At 73.6% G+C, this 18,890-nt stretch carries 14 protein-coding genes; 9 read left to right on the forward strand and 5 right to left on the reverse strand.

All coding sequences use genetic code 11. The features are described 5' to 3' along the window. Nucleotides 1-189 precede the first annotated feature (189 nt). Complete coding sequence (locus AB0L95_RS34595) at nucleotides 190-1,431, reverse strand: helix-turn-helix domain-containing protein (protein ID WP_365168827.1); 1,242 nt, start codon at nucleotides 1,429-1,431, stop codon at nucleotides 190-192. 3 nt (nucleotides 1,432-1,434) lie between these two features. Then, a complete protein-coding gene (locus AB0L95_RS34600; RefSeq protein WP_365168829.1) occupies nucleotides 1,435-1,587 on the reverse strand; it encodes a hypothetical protein in 153 nt (50 codons plus the stop codon). Between the two features lie 246 nt (nucleotides 1,588-1,833). Here AB0L95_RS34600 and AB0L95_RS34605 point away from each other — a divergent pair, with 246 nt between their 5' ends. The 9 genes from AB0L95_RS34605 (at nucleotide 1,834) to AB0L95_RS34645 (ending at nucleotide 13,544) form a co-directional block, all read left to right on the forward strand. Next, nucleotides 1,834-2,811, forward strand: coding sequence for a DUF3068 domain-containing protein (locus AB0L95_RS34605; RefSeq protein ID WP_365168832.1), 978 nt, complete (start codon nucleotides 1,834-1,836; stop codon nucleotides 2,809-2,811). Nucleotides 2,812-3,166: 355 nt separating this feature from the next. Continuing rightward, nucleotides 3,167-4,354, forward strand: coding sequence for a glycosyltransferase family 4 protein (locus tag AB0L95_RS34610; protein ID WP_365168835.1), 1,188 nt, complete (start codon nucleotides 3,167-3,169; stop codon nucleotides 4,352-4,354). A gap of 131 nt (nucleotides 4,355-4,485) precedes the next feature. Beyond that, nucleotides 4,486-5,196 (forward strand): class I SAM-dependent methyltransferase, encoded by a 711-nt coding sequence (locus AB0L95_RS34615; RefSeq protein ID WP_365168915.1) that lies wholly within the window; start codon nucleotides 4,486-4,488, stop codon nucleotides 5,194-5,196. After that, nucleotides 5,193-9,521, forward strand: a complete 4,329-nt coding sequence (locus AB0L95_RS34620; protein ID WP_365168838.1) for an alpha-(1->3)-arabinofuranosyltransferase family protein — start codon at nucleotides 5,193-5,195, stop codon at nucleotides 9,519-9,521. The genes AB0L95_RS34615 and AB0L95_RS34620 overlap by 4 nt, the downstream gene beginning before the upstream one ends. Then, nucleotides 9,518-10,819 (forward strand): condensation protein, encoded by a 1,302-nt coding sequence (locus AB0L95_RS34625; protein WP_365168840.1) that lies wholly within the window; start codon nucleotides 9,518-9,520, stop codon nucleotides 10,817-10,819. Before AB0L95_RS34620 ends, AB0L95_RS34625 begins: the two co-directional genes overlap by 4 nt. Next, the gene (locus tag AB0L95_RS34630; protein WP_365168843.1) at nucleotides 10,816-11,550 is read left to right on the forward strand and encodes a class I SAM-dependent methyltransferase; all 735 of its coding nucleotides are present in this window, start codon (nucleotides 10,816-10,818) and stop codon (nucleotides 11,548-11,550) included. The genes AB0L95_RS34625 and AB0L95_RS34630 overlap by 4 nt, the downstream gene beginning before the upstream one ends. Before the next feature lie 16 nt (nucleotides 11,551-11,566). Beyond that, on the forward strand, nucleotides 11,567-12,478 hold the full coding sequence (locus AB0L95_RS34635) for a hypothetical protein (RefSeq protein WP_365168917.1): 912 nt from the start codon (nucleotides 11,567-11,569) through the stop codon (nucleotides 12,476-12,478). Beyond that, on the forward strand, nucleotides 12,475-12,693 hold the full coding sequence (locus AB0L95_RS34640) for a Trm112 family protein (RefSeq protein ID WP_365168845.1): 219 nt from the start codon (nucleotides 12,475-12,477) through the stop codon (nucleotides 12,691-12,693). Before AB0L95_RS34635 ends, AB0L95_RS34640 begins: the two co-directional genes overlap by 4 nt. Further along, nucleotides 12,690-13,544, forward strand: a complete 855-nt coding sequence (locus AB0L95_RS34645) for an FkbM family methyltransferase (protein ID WP_365168847.1) — start codon at nucleotides 12,690-12,692, stop codon at nucleotides 13,542-13,544. Before AB0L95_RS34640 ends, AB0L95_RS34645 begins: the two co-directional genes overlap by 4 nt. On the opposite strand, the gene AB0L95_RS34650 is transcribed toward AB0L95_RS34645, so the two are convergent. The 3 genes from AB0L95_RS34650 to AB0L95_RS34660 all read right to left on the reverse strand — a co-directional run bounded on the left by AB0L95_RS34650 (nucleotide 13,456) and on the right by AB0L95_RS34660 (nucleotide 18,381). Continuing rightward, entirely contained in the window at nucleotides 13,456-13,830 is a 375-nt protein-coding gene (locus tag AB0L95_RS34650; protein ID WP_365168849.1) for a hypothetical protein, read from the reverse strand. The two genes, AB0L95_RS34645 and AB0L95_RS34650, sit on opposite strands and share 89 nt — an antisense overlap. Before the next feature lie 82 nt (nucleotides 13,831-13,912). Then, nucleotides 13,913-14,287 (reverse strand): hypothetical protein, encoded by a 375-nt coding sequence (locus AB0L95_RS34655; protein WP_365168852.1) that lies wholly within the window; start codon nucleotides 14,285-14,287, stop codon nucleotides 13,913-13,915. A gap of 20 nt (nucleotides 14,288-14,307) precedes the next feature. Further along, a complete protein-coding gene (locus AB0L95_RS34660) occupies nucleotides 14,308-18,381 on the reverse strand; it encodes a polymorphic toxin-type HINT domain-containing protein (protein ID WP_365168854.1) in 4,074 nt (1,357 codons plus the stop codon). Nucleotides 18,382-18,890: the final 509 nt, after the last annotated feature.

The raw sequence follows: 18,890 nt of genomic DNA on the forward strand, positions 1-18,890 counted from the left end.
CTGTGTTCGAAATTTCAACTGGCGATCGGCATGGCGAACACAGGCTAGTCATACTGGGCTTGGGCGGGCAATGGGCGTGCGGGGCGTGCACCTTGGGGGCCATGGTCCTGCTGTGACCACGGAGGCCGGGCGAAACGGCGACGGTGCTGGGCACAAGGGGTACGAGGATGGGGCCCGTGCCCGGTGTCGTCAGCGGTGGAGGCCGGGGTCGCCCAGTTCTCCTCTGAGGCGCTGTGCGCGCAGGACCAGTTCCAGTTCGAAGCGGCGGTCCGGGTCATCGATCTCGTCCCCCCACAGTTCGCGGATCTGCCGCAGGCGGTAGCGGACGGTCTGCGGATGGACGCCCAGCCGGGCGGCCACCTCCGGCGCCCCGCCCCGGGTCTCCAGCCAGGCCAGCAGCGTCTGGGCGAGCCGGCGCGCATGGGTCGGCCCGCACTGGGCCAGCGGTGCGAGGCAGCGCAGCGTCAGGTCGTCGATCAGTTCCTCCGGTTGGAGCAGCACCAGCGCCTCCGTGTGCTCGGTGCACTGCAGCACCTCCCCGCCGGGCAGCAGCCCCCGCTCCATCAGCCGCACCGCCGCCTCGGCCCAGCGCAGCGACTTCGCCGCGTCGGCGAGCGCTACCGGCGGCCCGATCGCCCCGGCCCATCCGCTCAGGGCCCGTTGCAGCAGTTCGGGACGGCCCGCCGCGTCCGGCTCGGGCACGACCATGCGGGGCCGCTCGTACTCCAGGTCGAGGAGCACGCCCTGGCCGACCGCCGGCGCCACCGCCTCCCGTGCCGGGCGGATCAGCACGCCGACGGCGACCTTCTCCGGCAGCGGCCAGCCCACCCGCGCCGCCCGGTCGGCGAGCGCGTCCGCGGTGTCACTCCGATGGTGCTCGGACAGCAGCAGTTCCATCAGCCGCCGCTGGAGCCTCAGGCGCTCGCCCGCCTGCCGGGCCGCCGCCTCGGCATAGCCGCGCACGGACTGGTCGACCAGGCCGTCCAGGTACTCGTATCCGGCGTCGACCAGCTCGTACATCGCCGGGGGCGGGATGTCGACCCGCTGGCCGATCTCGGCGAAGCGCCGCCAGGCGAGCCGCACGCCGAGCCGGTAGATCGCCTGGAGCGCGTCGAGGCTGCGGCCCTCCAGACCTTCGCCGCGCCCGAACTCCTGGAAGACCTCGGGATGCACGCGCGCACGGCCCTCCGCGGACTCCAGATGCTGGACGAAGACCTCGATGGCGCGGCGGATCCCGACCAGGGCCATGGGTTCGCCGGAGTCGTCGAGCACCACCGGAAGATGCGGATACTCCCGGCGGATCTCTTTGAGGATCTCCTCGGCGAGCGCCGGCGCCTCGGCCATCGCCAGCGCCGTGAACCGCCGCGCCTGGGGGCGGGGCACCGCGTACCAGGCGGAGCGGGTCGTGACGGTTCCCGGGCGGGCCGTCACGGATCAGCGCTCCTGGCCGGTGTTCTCGTAGGTGATCAGCGGAGTGTTCGGCTGCGCGGGCGTCGCGTCGAGGAGGGCGACGACGCCGAGCGCGGCGCCCACGGCGAGCGCGGCGGCGGCCGCCATGGTGAGGAGGGCGGCTGGAAGTCTGGACATCGCAGGGTAAGCCTCTCTGTCGAGGTCGTCCCCCACCCCGGTGCGCCGCGCGACCGCGAGCGGTCACTCCGCGGCACCTGCCCTGCCGGCCCCGTACCGGCAAGTACCCAGTTTCGACAAGTGATTGACACTCCGTCAAGAGGCGCCTACGGTTCCCGGCCCAGACCGCACGCGCACTTTCCCTCTGGTGTCGGCCCACCCGTATCCCGCGTGAGTCGAGCCGTCTGACGCCCCTGGAGTGCCCGGATGCGCCGTAGAGTCCGACCTGTCTCCCTGGCCCTGCTGGGCCTCGGCACCTTCCTGCTGGTGCTGGCCCCGCTGCTCACGTGGTACGTGGCGCCGCGGGTCGCCGTCAACCCGATCGACATCGACACGACCGCCGTCTACGTCGGCACGGGCAGCGTCTTCGACGCCGACCAGGTGCGGACCGTCCCAGGTCAGCGGATCACCGTGACCCAGCGGGTGCGCGGCGACGTTGCCGACAGCGAGCGCGGCGGGGCCGCGGTCTGGGACGTGACCACCACGGTCGACACCGGCAGCACGCGGCCGGCCGCCGACCCGCACGGCGCGCTGGAGTTCATGCCCGGCCGCTGGGTCACGAACCGCAGGACCAACGAGCCGGTGCACTGCTGCCACGAGAGCCCCACCTTCGAGGGGGACGCGTATCTCAAGTTCCCCTTCGACGTGGGCCGGCACTCCTACCAGTGGTGGGACGACTCCCTCGGCTCGACCGTGACGCTGCACTACGCCGGCACCCGGAAGATCCAGGGCTACACGGGCTACCGCTTCACCGGCACGGTCGCCCCGGCCGAGGTCGGCACCCGGCTGGTGCCCGGGGTGCTGGTCGGCCGGCCCGCCGCCGGTCAGGTGCTCGCCGAGGAGTGGTACGCCAACCACGGCATCGAGCTGGTCGTCGACCAGCGCACCGGCCGGGTGATCTACGCCCGGGTCGCCCCCCGGCGTACGCTGCGCGCCCCCGGGGCGGCGAAGGACGCGGTGGTCCTGCTGGACAGCCGGAAGATCGCCTTCGACACGGCCACCCAGCGGGACCAGGTCCGGCAGGCCAGGCGGGAGAGCGGTCAACTACGGCTGCTGGACGGCCCCTTGCCGATCGGCGCCGCCGCGGCGGGGTTCGTCCTCGCCGTGGCGGGCGGTGTGCTGCTGGTACGCGGGCGACGGGATCCCGGAACATCCGGATTGTCCGGACCCACGGCCACGATGTGATGAGGCGTCAGCTCCAAATGGCATCGAAATTGTCACCCCCGTGAGTAGCCCGCGACGGACCGCTGGGCCAAAACTGTCCACCCCCACCCGAGCACGGCCTGCCCGAGCCGCCCACCCAAGGAGAGGCACGCCCCACCCCCGCCCCGCACCGCCGCGCCACCCGTACCACCGGCGTCACCGCCCCACCCCCCACCACCAACGCCACCCCGCACTCCCGCACCGGCCGACCGCGCACCCCGGCCTCGGCGCCCCCCGCACCGGGCGCCGGCCCGCGGCCGCACCGGCCGGCGGGCGGCGATCACCACGCTCCCTGCCCCACGCCGAGTTCCGCACCCCGAGACGAGTTGGAGCACCCATGCCCCAGCACGTACCGTCCCCGCTGCGCGCCGCCGTCCCGCGCGTCGCGCAGCACCCGCCGGCGCTCCCCCCACACCCGCGCCGCATCGTCTTCCTCGCCCGACGCGATCTCGGCAATCCGGCCGCGGGCGGCTCCGAACTACTGGTCGACCGCCTCGCCGACGGACTCACCCGCCTCGGCCACCAGGTCACCCTGCTGTGCGGCGGGCCCGCCTCCCCCGCCGCCGACCACGCCCGCGCCGGCGGCAGTCCCCTGCGTGACTACCGGGTCGTCTCCGCGGGCGGCGACCTGGGTCACTATCTGCGCGCCCGGCCCGCCCTGCACCGCCGGATCGGCGACTGCGATCTGCTGGTCGAGGTGTGCAACGGCATGCCCTACCTCGCCCCGTTGTGGCACCACGGCCCCACCCTCTGCCTGGTCAACCATGTCCACACGGACCTGTGGCGGATGCGGTTCCAGGGCCCGCTGGCGCCCGCCGCACGGATCGGCCGACGGCTGGAGCACTGGGCCCTGGCTGGCGGGCAGCGCGGCGGTCTGCTGGTCGCGGTGTCCCCGTCGACGGCGCACGCGCTGCGGGCGATCGGGGTCGAGCACGAGCGGATCCGGGTCGTGCACAACGGCGTCGAGGATCCGGAGCCGCTCGTGGCGAAGGCCCCCGAGCCGCTGTTCGTGGCGATGGGACGGCTCGTCGAGTACAAGCGGATCGATCTGCTGCTACGGCTGTGGGAGCGGGTCCGCCCGGTCACCGGCGGGCGTCTGGTGATCGTGGGCGACGGACCCGAGCGGGAGCGGTTGGAGCAGCTCGCCGGTCCCGGCGTCGAGTTCACGGGCCATGTCACCGAGGCCGAGAAGCACCGGCTGCTGTGCGCCGCCTGGATCCTGCTGCATCCCTCCGCCGTCGAGGGCTGGGGCCTGGTGGTGACGGAGGCGGCGGTGCGCAAGACCCCGGCGATCGCTTTCGACGTGCCCGGACTCAGAGACTCCGTCACGGACGGGGAGACGGGGGTGCTGGCGCGTGGGGAGTCGTCCTTCGCCGCCGCCTGGTGCGCCCTCGCGCTCAGCAACGACCGCCGCCGGCTCATGGGGAGGGCGGCCCGCGAACGCGCGGCCCGGTACCGCTGGCACCGCACGGTCCAGCGGTTCCGGGCGGTGGCGGCGGAGGCGGTGAGGAGCTGGGCGCCGTGACCGCGGCGACCGGCCCGGTCCCGGACAGGGACCCCGGCACCCCGGACGTCCGCCCGGACAGGGGCCCCTGCGCCCCGGACGTCCACCCGGTCACCGGCGCGCCCCCCGGCTCCGGCCTCAAGGACCCCTCCCTGCGCCGCTCCCTCGCCCTCTTCCGTGCCTTCCGTCGGGAGCAGCGGGACCCGGACGCCTGCTACTCGCTCCTCGCCCGGGACGCCGCCGACCAGGTGGAGGCGTACGGCGGCCCGGTGCGCGAGCGCACGGTGGTGGACGTCGGCGGCGGGGGAGGCTGGTTCACCGAGGAGTTCCGGCGGCGTGGCGCGCACGCGTATCTCTTCGAGCCGGACGTACGGGAGCTGGGCCCTCGGCCGCCCGCCGGGGCGGTGATCGCCGACGGGTATCTGCTGCCCCTCGCCGACGGGGCGGCCGATGTCGTCTTCTCCTCCAACGTCCTGGAGCACGTGGCCGATCCGGGGACCTTCCTCAGCGAGCTGGTGCGGGTGACCCGGCCCGGCGGGCTGGTCTATGTGTCGTTCACCAACTGGCTCTCCCCGTGGGGCGGCCACGAATGGGCGCCCTGGCACTACCTGGGCGCCGAGCGGGCCCGGGCCCGCTACCGGCGCCGTACCGGCAAGCCCGCCAAGCACACCCTCGGCGAGAACCTCTTCGCCGTGCACATCGGCCCCACCCTGCGGCAGGTGCGTGCCCGTGACGACGTCACGGTCGTCGCGGCGCGCTCCCGCTACTGGCCGTTCCTCGCGTCCGCGGTCGTGAAGGCGCCGGGGCTGCGCGAGTTCGCCACCTGGAACCTCCTCCTCATCCTCCGGCGGTGTCCCCCATGACGACCACGGTCCAGGCCCCTCCCCCGGCAGCCGTCCCCACCACCGCGGGGAGCGCGGACCCGCCGGAGGGCCCTCGCTCACGGCGCTGGCTGCTGGGGTTCTGGGCCGTGGTGTTCGTGCTGTTCCTGGCCGTGCAGCCGGGGCGGCAGACCTTCGACACCAAGCTCGGGGTCACCGTCGACCCCTGGCAGTTCCTGTCCGACCTCGGTCAGTTGTGGCACGACCGGGGCGGCTTCGGGGGCCTCCAGGACCAGTACGCCGGCTATCTGTGGCCGATGCTGCCGTACTACGCGCTGGCCAGGCTGGTCCATCTGCCGGTGTGGCTCGCGGAGCGGCTGTGGATGTCGCTGATCGTGTCGGTGGCCTTCTGGGGCGCAGTGCGGCTGGCCGAGCGGCTGGGCGTGGGCACCCGCGCCTCCCGGCTGCTGGGCGCGACGGCGTACGCGCTGTGGCCGGTGTTCACCGTGGTGATCGGCTCGACGTCGGCCGCCGCGCTGCCCGGCGCCTTCCTGCCCTGGGTGCTGCTGCCGCTGACGGACCAGCGCTACGCCGCCCGGGTCGCCGCCTTCCGCTCGGCGCTGGTCGTGCCGTTCATGGGCGGGGTCAACGCCGCCTCCACCCTGGCGTCCCTGCTGCCCGCCGGCCTCTATCTGCTCTCCCGGCCGCGCGGGCCCCGGCAGCGCAAGCTGATCGGCTGGTGGGTGCTCGGCGTGGTCCTGGCGACGGCGTGGTGGGTGGTGCCGCTGCTGGTGCTCGGCGTCTACGGCGAGAACTTCCTCCCGTACGTGGAGAGCGCGCAGACCACGACGGACACCATGTCGGCGGTGGAGTCCCTGCGCGGCGCCGGGAACTGGGTGGCCTATCTGCACTTCGGCGAGGCGTGGCTGCCGGCCGGCTGGACCGTGGCGTCCTCGGTCCTGGTGATCGTCTGCTCGGCGCTCGCGGCGGGGCTGGGCCTCGCGGGCCTGGCCAGACGGGACATGCCGGAGCGGCGCTGGCTGGTGCTGACCGTGCTGGTGGTCGTGGTGGTCACGCTGGCCGGGTACGGCGGCTCGTTCGGCGCGCCCTTCCACGGGGTCGTACGGGACTGGCTGGACGGCTGGCTGTCGCCGTTCCGCAACATCTACAAGTTCCAGACGGGCACGGCGCTCACGACGGCGCTCGGTCTCGTCCATCTCGTGGGGGTCGCCACCGATGCCCGCGGGGCCCGCCCGGTCCGGGGCCGCCGGCTGGCCCCGCTCGTCGCGGCCGTGCTCGTCCTGCCCGGACTGGCCTGGCCGTATCTGAACGGCTCGATCCTCCAGTCCGGTTCCTTCCAGCAGCTTCCGGCGTACTGGCATGCCACGGCCGACTGGCTGAAGAAGTACTCCCCCGACTCCCGCGCCCTGGTCGTCCCGGCGACCGCGCACGGCCTGTACACCTGGGGCTCCCCCGTCGACGAGCCGCTCGACGTGCTCGCGGACTCCCGCTGGGCCGAGCGGGACTTCGTGCCCTTCGGCGCCGCGGGCAACCGGCGCGCGATGGACGCGGTCGAGCAGGCCCTGATGACGGGCGGTGACATCCCGGGGCTCGCCGACTATCTGAGCCGGGCCGGCCTCTACTACGTGGTCGTACGCAACGACCTCGATCCGGACCAGATCGGCGCCGTCCCCACCACCACCGTGAAGCGCGCCCTCGAACAGTCCGGCTACCGCCGGGTGACCGGCTTCGGGCCGGAGACGACCGGGGGACGGATCGCGCACCACACCCCGCTCCAGATCGAGGGCCTCTATCCCCGTGCGCGGGCCGTGGAGATCTACGAGCCGGCGAACGCGGAGGTGACGCGGCCCGGACCGGCGCGGCTGCTGCCGGTCGCCGACACCGCCGTCGTCTCCGGCGGCCCGGAGGCGCTGCTGCCGCTGGCCGCCGACCCGGCGATACGGGGCCGGGCCGCCGTGCTCACCGGCGACAACACCCCTGGCCTCGGCACCTCGCCGGTGCAGGTGGTGGGTGACGGGCTGCGCCGCGCCGACACCCGCTTCGGCCTGGTCGACGCCAACACGTCGTACACCTACACCCGCGACGAGAAGAACGCCCCCGACGCCGTGCAGGACCCCGGGCGGCCCCCGCACCAGATCCTGCCGGTCACGGGTCTCGGCCATCAGACGGTCGCCGAGTTGCGCGGCGCCCGCTCGGTGACCGCGTCCTCCAGCGGCAACTGGCTGTTCCAGCTGCCGCAGTACGACCCGGTGAACGCCTTCGACGGCAACCCGGACACGGCCTGGGCGGAGGGCGCTCCGGGCTCGGCCGACGGGCAGTGGCTGCGGATCGCGTTCACCGGACCGGTGGACATGCCGTCCTCGGTGAAGGTGACCCCGCTGCCGCAGGACGGGGTCCGCTCCGCGGCGACCCGGATCCGGGTGGAGACCGCGAAGGGCTCGGTGAGCAGCTACCTCCGCCCCGACGGTACGACGCAGACCGTCAAGTCCCCGCCGGGCGCGACAAGTTGGCTGCGGATCACGATCCTGGACTCGGTACGCCACCGGACCGGGCTGACGGGCGCGGGCTTCTCCGAGATCAAGGTCCCCGGGGTCCAGGTGACCCGGCTGCTCAGGCTGCCGACGGACGCGAACGCATCCGACGCGAGCGCCGAGATCGTCTCCCTGCACCGCGCCGCCGACCCCACCGGGCTGTCCTCCACAGGCACCGAGACCGGACTGCACCGGCGCTTCTCGACCTCGGCGGCGGGGACGTTCGAGGTGGCGGCGAGCGCGGTGCCGCTCCCGGGCGACGCCCTGGACAGGCTGCTGTACCAGGTCGCGCCCGAGCAGCAGAGCCGTATCACCGCGACCGCCGACTCCACGGCACAGCTGGGCGCCGGGCTGTCGGCCCGCAACCTCACGGACGGCGATCTGACCACGGCATGGATCGCCGGGAACCGGCCCACGATCCATCTCTCCTGGCCCGGGAAACAACCGGTGGGCTCGATCGTGCTGGCCGCCGCGGGCGGCCTGTCGAGCCGTCCGACGAAGGTGGAGATCAGCTCCCCGGACGGCGCGACGATCGCCGGCGTCGACGAGAACGGCTGGGTCCGCTTCGACCCGATCACCACCGACCACCTGGACATCACGGTTGTCGAGACGGCCCCGGTGACCCTCCACAACCCGGTCGCGGGCGACGACCTGCGTCTGCCGGTGGGCCTCACGGAGGTGTACATCCCCGCGCTGGAGCAGTACCGCACCCCCCAGCCGCCGGCCTCGCGGACGTTCTCGCTGCCGTGCGGGCAGGGTCCGGTGCTGGCGATCGACGATGAGCTGTACGAGACGAGCGCGAAGGGGACCGTACGGGACCTGGTGGAACGGCGGCCGGTGACGCTGACGCCCTGCCGGCAGCACCGCGCCGGCACCTCCGTCGACCTCACCGCCGGTGCGCACCGGGTGGAGGCGGGCGATGCCGGGCCGCTGGCGGTGACGGATCTGACGCTGACCCGGGGGACGGTCACCGAGCCCGAGGCCGCGACCCGTGAACTGCGGATCGCCGACTGGCAGGGCGACCGCCGCGAGGTACGGGTCGGCTCGGGCGCGGCCTCGTATCTGACGACGTACGAGAACTACAACAAGGGCTGGGAAGCCACGCTGAACGGCCGGAAGCTCACACCGCTACGGCTCGACGGCTGGCAGCAGGGCTGGCGGATCCCGGCCGGAGCGGGCGGCACGGTGAAGCTGTCGTACGCGCCCTCGACGACGTACCAGGCCGGGCTGATCGGCGGCGGGGCCGGGGTGGCGGCGCTGGCGTTCTTCACGCTGTGGCGACGCCGCTCGCCCAACCCGGACGGGCCGTCGGCGCCGGTACCAGGTGCCGGGGTGTGGCTCGGCACGGTGGTCCTGACCCTGGCCGGCATCGTGGTCGCGGGGCCGTTCGCCCTGCTGGTCCCGCTGCTGGCGCTGGTGGCCCGGCGGCGGCACACGCTGCTGGTCCCGATCGCGTTCCTGGCGCTCGCGGGCGCGGGGATCGCGGCGGCGACGGGAGCGGGGGCGCCTCCGGCGGCCGGACGGGGCGCGTTCGGCCCGGTGGCCCAACTCCTCGCGCTGATCGGGCTGTTCGCGGCCCTGGTGAGCGTACGGGAGCCGGACGCGCCGGGGACGACGGCGGTACTGCCACCGGTGGGCACGGCCCCCACGGCCCCGGAAGCAACTCCGACGGCCCCGACCGCAGCGCAGACCGCACCGACGCGGCCCCTGCCGCGATGGAAGCCGCCATCGGCCGCACGCCTCCCGTGGCGCAGGCCGAAACCGCAGGCGACACCCCCCGGGGAACCCGACGACAGCAAGGGGGACGGCGCATGACCGCGCTGGAGCACCGCGCCGAGGATGCCGTACGGCGGCCCGTCCTCATCCCGTTCCCCGTGGTGGACGAGGTGGCCCGGCACTGCCTCCAGGCGGCGGAACCGGAGACGGTCCACATCGAGGTCCATCTCCCGGGCGCCCTGGAGCCCTCCCGGCTGCGCGAGGCGTTCACCCGGGCCCTGCATCTCCACCCCCGCATCCTGATGCGCGAGGCCCCCGTCCCCTGGTACGGCCGCCGCTACACCTGGGAGCTGACCCGCGACCCGGAGGTCGAGGCGGTCACCTTCGCCGCGCCCGGCCCGGACGCGCTGCGGGAGGCGAGGACCCGGGCGCTGGCGCAGGCCCCGCCGCTGACCCTGTCCCCGCCGATCCGCCTGGAAGCGGTGCCCGGCGCCACCGAGGGCGACGGCACGGTCCTCGTCCTCACCGTCAACCACACCGCCCTGGACGGCCCCGCCTGTCTGCGCATCCTCGCGACGGCCGCCGAACTCTACGGAGGCCGCGACCACTCCCCCACGGCGCCGCCCGTACGCCCGCCCGAGACCCTCCCCCGGCCCCCGGGCACCCCCTCGGTCTGGGCCCCGCCCGCACGGGTGGCGCCCGGCAGCCCCGGAACCTCCCCCGGCAACGGCCTCCTCGTCACCGAACTCCCCCTGCCCCGCCGACCGAAGGGCGCCCCCTACACCGTCAACGACCAGCTGATGGCGGCCACCGCCCTGACCGTCGCCCGCTGGAACCGGGAACACGGTGCCCGGCCCCGCCCCCTGCGCATCACGATGCCCGTCGACGACCGCCCCCGGGACGCCGGCATGCCCATCGGCAACGGCACCCGTCTCGTCGACGTCCCCTTCTCACCCGACGAGCTGACCGACACCGACCTGCCCGCCCTCCTGCGCCGCATCGCACAGCGGACCCGCGCGCTCAAGTCCCTCCCCCGCCCCCAACTCGGCCACGGCGCCGCCCTGCTCACGGCCCCCGTCGTGCCCGTCGCCTGGCGCGGGGCCGTCACCCGCGCGCTGCGCCGGGCCGCGACCCCCTGGACCTCGACCACCCTGCTCAGCAACATCGGCCGTATCCCGTACCCGATGGACTTCGGTGAGGGAGCGGGCCGCGCGCACGCCGTGTGGTTCTCGGCCCCGGCCCGGATGCCCCGCGGTCTGACGTTCACCACCGCCTCCACCGCCGGCCGGCTGCATCTGGCCCTGCGCTGGTCCCGTGCCCTGCTCGGCGAGGACGACGGCGTCCGGCTGCGCGACCTCTTCGAGCACTGTCTGCACGCCACCGAGGAGGCCCCATGACCACGACCGCCCCCCTCCGCCGTGGACTGCGCGACTTCTACGAGGACCCCGCCGTGCCCGTCGCCTCCGGCGCCGCCCGCAGTCTGCGTCAGGCCCGGATGCTGGCCGCCGCCCTCGGTCCGGCCGCCAACGGCGCGAGAACGGTCCTGGACATCGGGTGCGGCGACGGCACCGCGGCCGCCACCGCCGCGCCCCTCCTCGCGGGCCACCGGATCGTCGGCGTCGACTGGTCCCAGGACGCGCTCGGCCGGGCGCGCGCCCGGCTGCCGTACACGGTGCGCGGCGAACTCACCGACGGCGGGCTGCCGTTCCGTACCGGCGCGGCCGACGCGGTGCTGTTCAGCGAGGTCGTCGAGCACCTCGTCGACCCGGACTCGGCGCTCGACGAGATCCGCCGGGTACTGCGCCCCGGCGGTCATCTCATGCTCTCCACCCCGAACCTCGCCGCCTGGTACAACCGCGCCCTGCTGCTCGCGGGCGTCCAGCCCGTCTTCTCGGAGGTCAGCCTGCGCGCGATCCACGGCCGCCCCGGCCGGGAGGTCGTGGGGCATCTGCGGCTCGCCACCGCCCGCGCCCTGCGGGAGTTCGTCGCCGCGGCCGGGTTCGAGATCATGGCCCTGAAGGGCGCGCCCTTCCACGGCGTACCGCGTCCGCTGCGCCCGCTGGACCGCCTGGCCTGCGCGGTGCCGTCGGCGGCCTCCATCCTGCTGCTGCACGCGCGAAGGACGTGAGGCCATGTGGTGGGGGGTGGCCGCGGCCCTGCTGGCGAACGTGCTCTACAGCTCCGGGTTCGTCCTGGAGAAGAAGGCCCTCGCCGCGCTGCCCGCGGTGGACTTCCGCCGCCCGGCCCGGCTGCTGCGCCTGGTCCTGGGCAGCCCCTTGTGGATCGGGGGGTCGCTGGCTCTGGCCGCCGGTTTCGCCGCGCAGCTCGCCGTCTACCGCACCCTGCCGATCGCCGCCGCCCAGGGCATCTTCGTCTCCGGTCTGGTGCTGCTGGTGCTGCTGTCTGCGCGGCTGCTCGGCGAGGAGACCAGCGGACGGGAGCGGTACGCGCTCGGCGCCATCCTGCTCGCGCTGCTGATGGTGGTGCTGTCGCTGCGGGAGGGCTCCGACAGGGTGAGCCGCAGCGCCCCGTATCCGCTGGTGCTCACGGTCTGCGTGCCGACGCTGGCGCTGGGGGTGTGGCTGTACGGGGCCGCCGAGCGGCGCGCCCGCCACCGGCACCGGAGGACGACGACGGGTGTCGAGTACGGCGTGGCGGTGGGCCTGCTGTACGGGGTCAGCTCGCTCGCCATCAAGGGGGTGGCCGGATATCTGACCACGAGCGGGCTCGGGGACGCCGTGCTCGGCCTGCTGCGCTCCCCCTACCCGTATCTGCTCCTGTGCACCGGCGGTTTCGGTCTGGTGATGTCGCAGGCGGCGCTGCAACGCTGCCGGGCCTCGCTGATCGTTCCGGTGTGCACCACGGTGACCTCCCTGTTCACGGCGGTGCTCGGCACTCTGTCGTTCGGCGAGGCGCTGCCCCATGAGCCGCTGCGGCTCGCGCTGCGGCTCGCGGGCACGGCCCTCGCGGTCGCGGTCCTGCTGGCGATGCCGAGGCACGACACCGCACCGCCGCCCCCACGCCCCCTGCCCGCGAAGGAGCTGACTCCCCCGTGAACCCCGACGACCCGCTGCTGAGGATTCTGGCCTGCCCGCTGGACAAGGGCCCGCTGCATCTGCTCCCGGACGACGACGCCCCCGAGGCGCTCTACAACCCGCGGCTGCGCCGCCGTTACCCGATCGTCGACGGGATTCCGCAGCTGCTGCCCACCTCCGGCGAGCAGGTGAGCGAGGACGAGCACGAGCGGCTGCTGAAGCGGTTGACCCGATGACGACGGCCGCCGCCCGCGTCGCCCGGTATCTGCCCACCCGGCTGGTCGCGGCGACCGCCCGGCTGCTGTACCCGCGGTTCGAGCCGGAGCTGGCCCGCCTCGCCGACCTGTGCCCGCCCGGCTGCGGCACGGCGGTGGACGTCGGCGGCTGGTACGGCCCGTGGACGCACCGCATGGCGCGACGGGCCCGCCGGGTGGTGACCGTCGAACCGGTCCCGCATCTGGCCCGGCTGCTGTCCGCCACGGCGCCGGCGAACGTACGGGTCGTCCCGGCGGCGGCCTCCGACCGCCGGGGCACCGCCCGGCTGTGGCTGCCCCCTGGCGACGCGGGCGACCGGGGCGTTTCCTCCCTGGTCCGCCGGGACATCCACGCCCGGGCCGTCCAGGTGCCCTGTGTGACCCTGGACGGGCTGGGGCTGCGCGACGTCGGCTTCATCAAGGTCGACGTCGACGGCAACGAGCCGGCGGTGCTGCGCGGGGCCCGGGAGATCCTGACCCGTGACCGGCCCGCCCTCTTCATCGAACTGGAGTCCCGTATCCAGCCGATCGCGCCGGTCGTCGCCTTCCTCGCGGATCTCGGCTACGCGGGCTGGGTCCTGCCTTCCCGCTCCTGGCTGCCGCTCGACCCGCGGATCCTCCAGGCGCACCAGGCGAGGACGTCGTACGTCGTCTCCCATGGCCTGCTGCGCCGCGTCCTGCCCCTGCACGGCCCGCGCTACGTCAACTCGGTCCTGTTCCTGCCGGACGGGCGCCGGCCGGGGGTCACGGGGTTCCGGGGACGGGGCCGAAGTGGGAGGGGTCCCGGAACCCGCCGCGGTCCTCGTGCCGTTGAAGGGGGCCGCCGACGATGAATCCGCGCATGCGGTCCTCCCCGATGACATGGAGGTGCACGGGTTCGGACGTGACGGGAATGCCGTAGACGGATTCCACTTCCCGCACCTCCTCGGGGGTGCCCTCGCGGATGACGATGCCGCGGTAGAGCGGCTCCAGCAGGACCCCGCGGACGCCCTCGACGTAGAGGTCGATGCGTTGCTGGTCCGCTTGGTCCCGCGTGGCCCGCAGCAGAAGCCGGTCGCGATGAGCTGCTGTGTAGTGCCACACCTGAAAGGTGCGTTCCGACCGGAAAAGTTGGGTCATCTCTCTCCGTTCCTTCGGTGTCGTTGCGTCCACGGCGTCCCGGCCCGGCGCGATGCCGGGCCGGGACGCACAGCGGATCTCCTCAAGCGGTCTCGGGCATGAAAAGGAAGCCGGACGGCGCTTCGTCGTCCGCGTACATCTCATGGCATTCGAGCGGCCCGCCGACGACGAAACCGGTCATGCGGTCCTCCCCGATGACATGGAGGCGCCCTCCGTGCCGGAAGACCTCCGGGCCCAGGACCGAGGTGACCTGGCGCACCTCTTCCGCCGTCCCCTCACGGATCACGATCCCGTCATAAGAGGGACGCAGAAACATCCCGCTCACACCGCCCACATGGAGATCGACACGCGTGTCGGACTCCGTGCGGCGGGAACTGCGCAGCAGGACCCGCTGATGGTGGGCGACGGTGTACTGCCACACCGTGAAGGTCCGCTCAGACCGGAAGGTTTCGCTCATACCTCTGTCCGCCGCTCGTTCTACTTCTTCTTCGGGGGTTTCGGCGGGTCGATGTCAACCTTGACGCCGTTGTCGTCGTAGAACTCCACGTTCTTCCAATCGAGGTCGCCCGTCCGGTAGTACCGCTCGATCTGAGCCATCTCCCACTCGGTGGCCGACCAGTTGTCGCCCTGCCCTGCCTCGACGGCCGTGTCGAACTTCTGCTGCCACGTTCCCTCGGGCGGGTCGAAGCCCTTCAGGCTCACGTACACCTTCTTGTTGCTCCCCAGCGCGTCCTGCACGGCGGCCATCCACTTGGTGTACGGCTTGCCGTTCACCCTGCCGATTTCTTCCTTCAGATCCTTGCTCATGAAGTTGTAGCCCTTGTGGCGCTCGGTCTCTTCGTCGAGGAACTTCGACAGACCCAGCACCAGCGGCTTGCACTCGGAGTTGTGGACCAGCAGGGAGGTCTTCCCGGCCAGCACGTAGAACGTGTGCAGACCCTCGACCGTGAGGCTGTAGGTGACGGCCTGCCGGTCGAAGGCGCGATTGGCGACGACGGTCGCCGTCGCCCCGCCGTCCGTGCGCAGACTGTCGCCCGGCAGCAGATCCGCGGCGGGCACCCAGGCGCGGAGGTTGACGCTCCAGAAGGGGTGGTCGAAGGTGGCCGTGATGTGGCCGCGGCCGCCGGTCGGGCCCCGGATGGTCACCGCGGCGAAGTGCTTGTCGTCCTTGGTGACGATCTGCCGGGTGACGTGCCGTGCCCCGGTCTCGCCGGTGAGCGGGTCGGTGGCCCGGACCAGATCGCCGGCCTGGAGCTGCTCGATCGGCTTCTGGCTGCCGTCCGCCATGAGGACACGAGTGCCGGCCAGGAAGCATTCACCGCAGCCGCGCTGGAGCCTCAGCAGCGTCTTGTAGGCGATGCCGATCATGCGGAACTTGGACGAGACCGCCATGTCCCGGCCCAGTTGCCAGCACGCTTCCAGGTCGCCCTTCTGGGCGCAGTTCTCCAGCTGGGTCAGACCCGTGATGTCGTTGATGAACCCGTTGGCGGCCTTGGCCAACGCCTCCAGCTCGGGGGCCCTGGACAGCACGTCGCAGTAGGCCTCGTGGTGCTGGCACCAGCGTCCGGGGTTCTCGGCGGCCTCGCAGCCGACGATGCCGCACCGGTACAGCGCCTCAGCCCGCTGGCCCGGGTCCTTCTCCGCGGCCTCCTTCTTGGCGACGGCCTCCCGTCGGCGCTGCTCCTCCTCCTCGCGGTACTTCTTGACCGCTGTGGTGAACGCCTCGGCCGCCGCCTGCATGGCATCGGCCGCGCTCTTGCCCGCGCGGTCCGCGGAAGCCTTGGCCTCTGCGGCCGCCGCCCATGCGGAACTCGCGGAGTTCTGGGCCATCTCCGCCGACATGGTGGCGTCGCTGGCCGAGACCGCCGCGTCGTGCGCCGACCGGTTCGCGCGGTCCGCCGCGGCACGTGCGGTCCTCGCCGACTCCGCCGCCTGCCGTGCCGAGGCCTCGGCGTCCTTGGCGTGCTGGTCGGCTTCCTTGGCGTAGTCGCCGGCCTGCACCTCGGACTGCTTCGCCTTCGCCGCCCACTTGTCCGCATCGGCGGCCGCCTTGCGCGCCTTCGCCGCGGTGACCTGGGCCTTCGCCGCGTTCTGCTGGGCCTTGGCCGCGACCTCGGCCGCCTGCGACACCAGCTGCTGCACCTGCTGCTGGTGCGTGAGGGACAGCATGTCCTTGCGCTGGGCGGTGTACTGGCCGGACTCGACGAACTCGCGCAGCAGATAGGAGGGGCCCTCCAGCGCGATACGCGCCGCGGACTTCACCTCCGGGGTGCCGCTGTCGACGAGCTGCGCGGCCTTCACCCGGTCGTCCTCGACCTGGGCCTTGGCGAGGGTGTCGGTGAGGAACGTCCGGTAGGAGTCGGTGGTCCCGGCGTCCAGCGCCTTGCGGGCCCGCTCCTTGACGATGGGGCCCCCGGCGTCGGCGGCCTGGGCGATCGCCACCCGGAACGCCTCGGTGCCCACCTGGTACTGGCCCTCGTGCAGGAACGCGCTCACGGTGGCGGCATCGCCCTTGAGGGCCTGTTCGGCGCCGTCGCGCACCTCCTTGACGGCGCTCTCCTCGGCCAGCCGCTCGACGTCCGTCCGGTCGTCCTGCTGCTGGGCGTCGACGCGGCCGGTACGCACATAGGCGACGACGCCCGCGGTGTCCGCGCCGAGTGCCGTCTGGGCGGCGGCGCGCATCCAGGGCTTGCCGTCCTTCGCGTCGGCCAGGGCGAGTTGGCGGCCCAGGCGGGCGATCTCCTCGTCGCCGGTACCGCTCTGCGCCTTCTGCGCGAGGTCGTCCGCGGTGCGGCGGCGCTGGTCGGCGTCGTCGGCCTCCTGCTTGCGCTGCGCCTCCTGGGCGTCCTCCTGGGCCTTCAGATCGCGGGCGTTCTCGATGCCCGCGTTGGTACGGGCGAGCAGTTCCGCGCTCTCCACCTGGCGGGCGAGCGTGTACACGGTCTGTGCCTGCTGGGCGGCCTTGGAGGCGGCGTTCGCCGCCTCGGTGGCCGCGTTGGCGTGCTCGGTGGAGCGCTGGGCCGCGGCGTTCGCCTCACCGGCGTGCTTGGCGGCGTCGTTCGCCGCGTCCGCCGCCTTCTTGGCGTGCGCGGCGGCCGACCGGGCGGCGTCGCGGGCGTCCGCGGCTGCCGTGGCCGACTTGCGGGCGAGCGACTCGGCCTCGCCGGCGGCCCGGGTGGCCTCCGCAGCCTGCCTGCGCGCCTGGGCGGCGGCGGCCCGGGCGTTCGCCGCGGCGGCGCTGCCCTCCCCGGCGTACTGCCCGGCGAGTACGGCGGCGTCGGCGGCCGCGGCGGCGTTGGACCCCGCGCTGGCCGCGGAGGCGGCGGCGTCACCGGCGGCCGTGGCGGCCTTCACGGCCTGGTCCGCGGCGTCGGCCGCCTTGGTGGCGCCGTCGGCCGCCGCGTTCGCCTGCTGGGCGGCCTTCTTGGCCGCGTCCGCCTGCTTCGCGTCGGTCGCGGCCGCCGCGGCGGCATTGCGCGCGTTCGAGGCCGCGTTGGCGGCACCGACCGCGGCGGCCGCCGCCTGGGCCGCGGCCGAAGATGCCACGCGGGCCGACCTGTTGGCGGCGTCGGCCGCGGCGATGGCCCGCTGCGCGGCCTTCGCGGCTCCGGCGGCGGCGCTCGCCGCCCGGTTCGCGGCCCGTGCAGCGTCCTCCGAGTCCTGCTTGGTGGCCGCCGCCTCCTGCGCGGCCTTCTGAGCGGCCTCCTTGGCCTGCTTGGAGGCTTCGATCGCCTCCTTGGAGGCGGCTTCGGCGGCCTTGGTCTCCTTGGCGGCGACCTTGCCCGCCCGCTCCGCCTGGTCCGCCAGTTCCGCGACGCTCGCGTACTCCTCGTCCCGGCTGCGGGCCACGAACTGGCCCACGTCCAGGAACTCGCGGATGTCGTCGACCGAGCCGTCCAGCGCGAGACGTCCGGCGGCCTTCACCTGTGTTCCGCCGGCGGACACGATCTGGGCCGCCAGGACCCGGTCGTCCTGCTCCTGGGCCTCGCGCCGGCCCGAGGTCAGGAACTTGTCCATGTCCTCGGGGGTGCCGTTGAGGGCCGCCCGGCCGCGCGCCTGCACCTCGGGGCCGCCCCCGTCGATCGCCCGGGCGACGAGAACCCGCTCGTCCTGCTCGAAGGCGTTCTGCCACCCCTGCTTCAGGAACTGGGCGAGACCGGACTCCGGGCCGTCGAGGGCCTGGCGTACCGCGTCGAGAGTGTTCTCGCCGCCCAGGTCGCCGATCTGCGCCGCCTCGACCCGGTAGTCCTGCGTCTGCAGGTCGCCGTAGGTCGTGAGGAAGGCGGCGATGTCGTCGTCGCTGCCGGTGAGGGCCTTCTCGGCCGCGGCCTTGACCTCGGTGCCGCCGGCGGCCCAGATGTCCACCACCTGCTGCCGGGCGGTCAGGTGGTACGGCTCCACCGTGCCGTCCGCCGTGCCGCCCGGCGTGCCGTCGGCGACGGCCGGGTACGCGCTCAGCAGACCGGCCAGGACCGCTGTCGCCGCCGCCCACGAGACGCCTCTGAGGATGCCTCTTCGTCTTCGCGCGGGCGGGCGCTGACTCCGTTTCATGGAACTCCTTGCTCATCGGAGAGGGGTGTGTGCTTTCCGGACCTCGAAGGGGCCGGAGGACAGGGGGGTCTGCCGGACGGCCCGAGGGCGGGGGAGCCCGGGGCAGGTGGCAGTTCCCCTCGTCGTCGCGGGGGCCGGCGAGCGAGCTCGCCGGCACGAGGTCCGCGTCGAACGGGCGGGGGATCGGAAGACCGGAAGACCGGGAGATCAGGCAGAGAGAGTGAGGTGAGCCCGAGACGGGTGTGACAGGCGGGAAGGAGCCGAAGGCGGAACGATCTCGCCGGACCGGCGAACGAGAACGCGTCCGTCCGGCCGTCCGGCCGCCCTCAGCCCGTCACGCGCGGTGGGTCACCGCAGGGAAAGGGGTGTCACCCGCACTGCCTGGACGGGCACTTGCACAACCGCGCCGCCCGGGCCCGTCGGCCACTTCGGCGAACGGGGTGTCACCGTGCCGTGCGAGCAGCCCAGCGGCCGTGGTCACGGCGGCAGCAAGCCTCTTCATCTGTGTC

Source organism: Streptomyces sp. NPDC052036, assembly GCF_040680495.1.
Taxonomy (GTDB): domain Bacteria; phylum Actinomycetota; class Actinomycetes; order Streptomycetales; family Streptomycetaceae; genus Streptomyces.

Bases quoted from the DNA above. Each gene is read 5' to 3' on its own strand.
- AB0L95_RS34610 (WP_365168835.1), top strand. From the start codon at position 3,167: ATGCCCCAGCACGTACCGTCCCCGCTGCGCGCCGCCGTCCCGCGCGTC.
- AB0L95_RS34625 (WP_365168840.1), top strand. From the start codon at position 9,518: ATGACCGCGCTGGAGCACCGCGCCGAGGATGCCGTACGGCGGCCCGTC.
- AB0L95_RS34630 (WP_365168843.1), top strand. From the start codon at position 10,816: ATGACCACGACCGCCCCCCTCCGCCGTGGACTGCGCGACTTCTACGAG.
- AB0L95_RS34605 (WP_365168832.1), top strand. From the start codon at position 1,834: ATGCGCCGTAGAGTCCGACCTGTCTCCCTGGCCCTGCTGGGCCTCGGC.
- AB0L95_RS34645 (WP_365168847.1), top strand. From the start codon at position 12,690: ATGACGACGGCCGCCGCCCGCGTCGCCCGGTATCTGCCCACCCGGCTG.
- AB0L95_RS34655 (WP_365168852.1), bottom strand. From the start codon at position 14,287: ATGAGCGAAACCTTCCGGTCTGAGCGGACCTTCACGGTGTGGCAGTAC.
- AB0L95_RS34660 (WP_365168854.1), bottom strand. From the start codon at position 18,381: ATGAAACGGAGTCAGCGCCCGCCCGCGCGAAGACGAAGAGGCATCCTC.
- AB0L95_RS34600 (WP_365168829.1), bottom strand. From the start codon at position 1,587: ATGTCCAGACTTCCAGCCGCCCTCCTCACCATGGCGGCCGCCGCCGCG.
- AB0L95_RS34650 (WP_365168849.1), bottom strand. From the start codon at position 13,830: ATGACCCAACTTTTCCGGTCGGAACGCACCTTTCAGGTGTGGCACTAC.
- AB0L95_RS34620 (WP_365168838.1), top strand. From the start codon at position 5,193: ATGACGACCACGGTCCAGGCCCCTCCCCCGGCAGCCGTCCCCACCACC.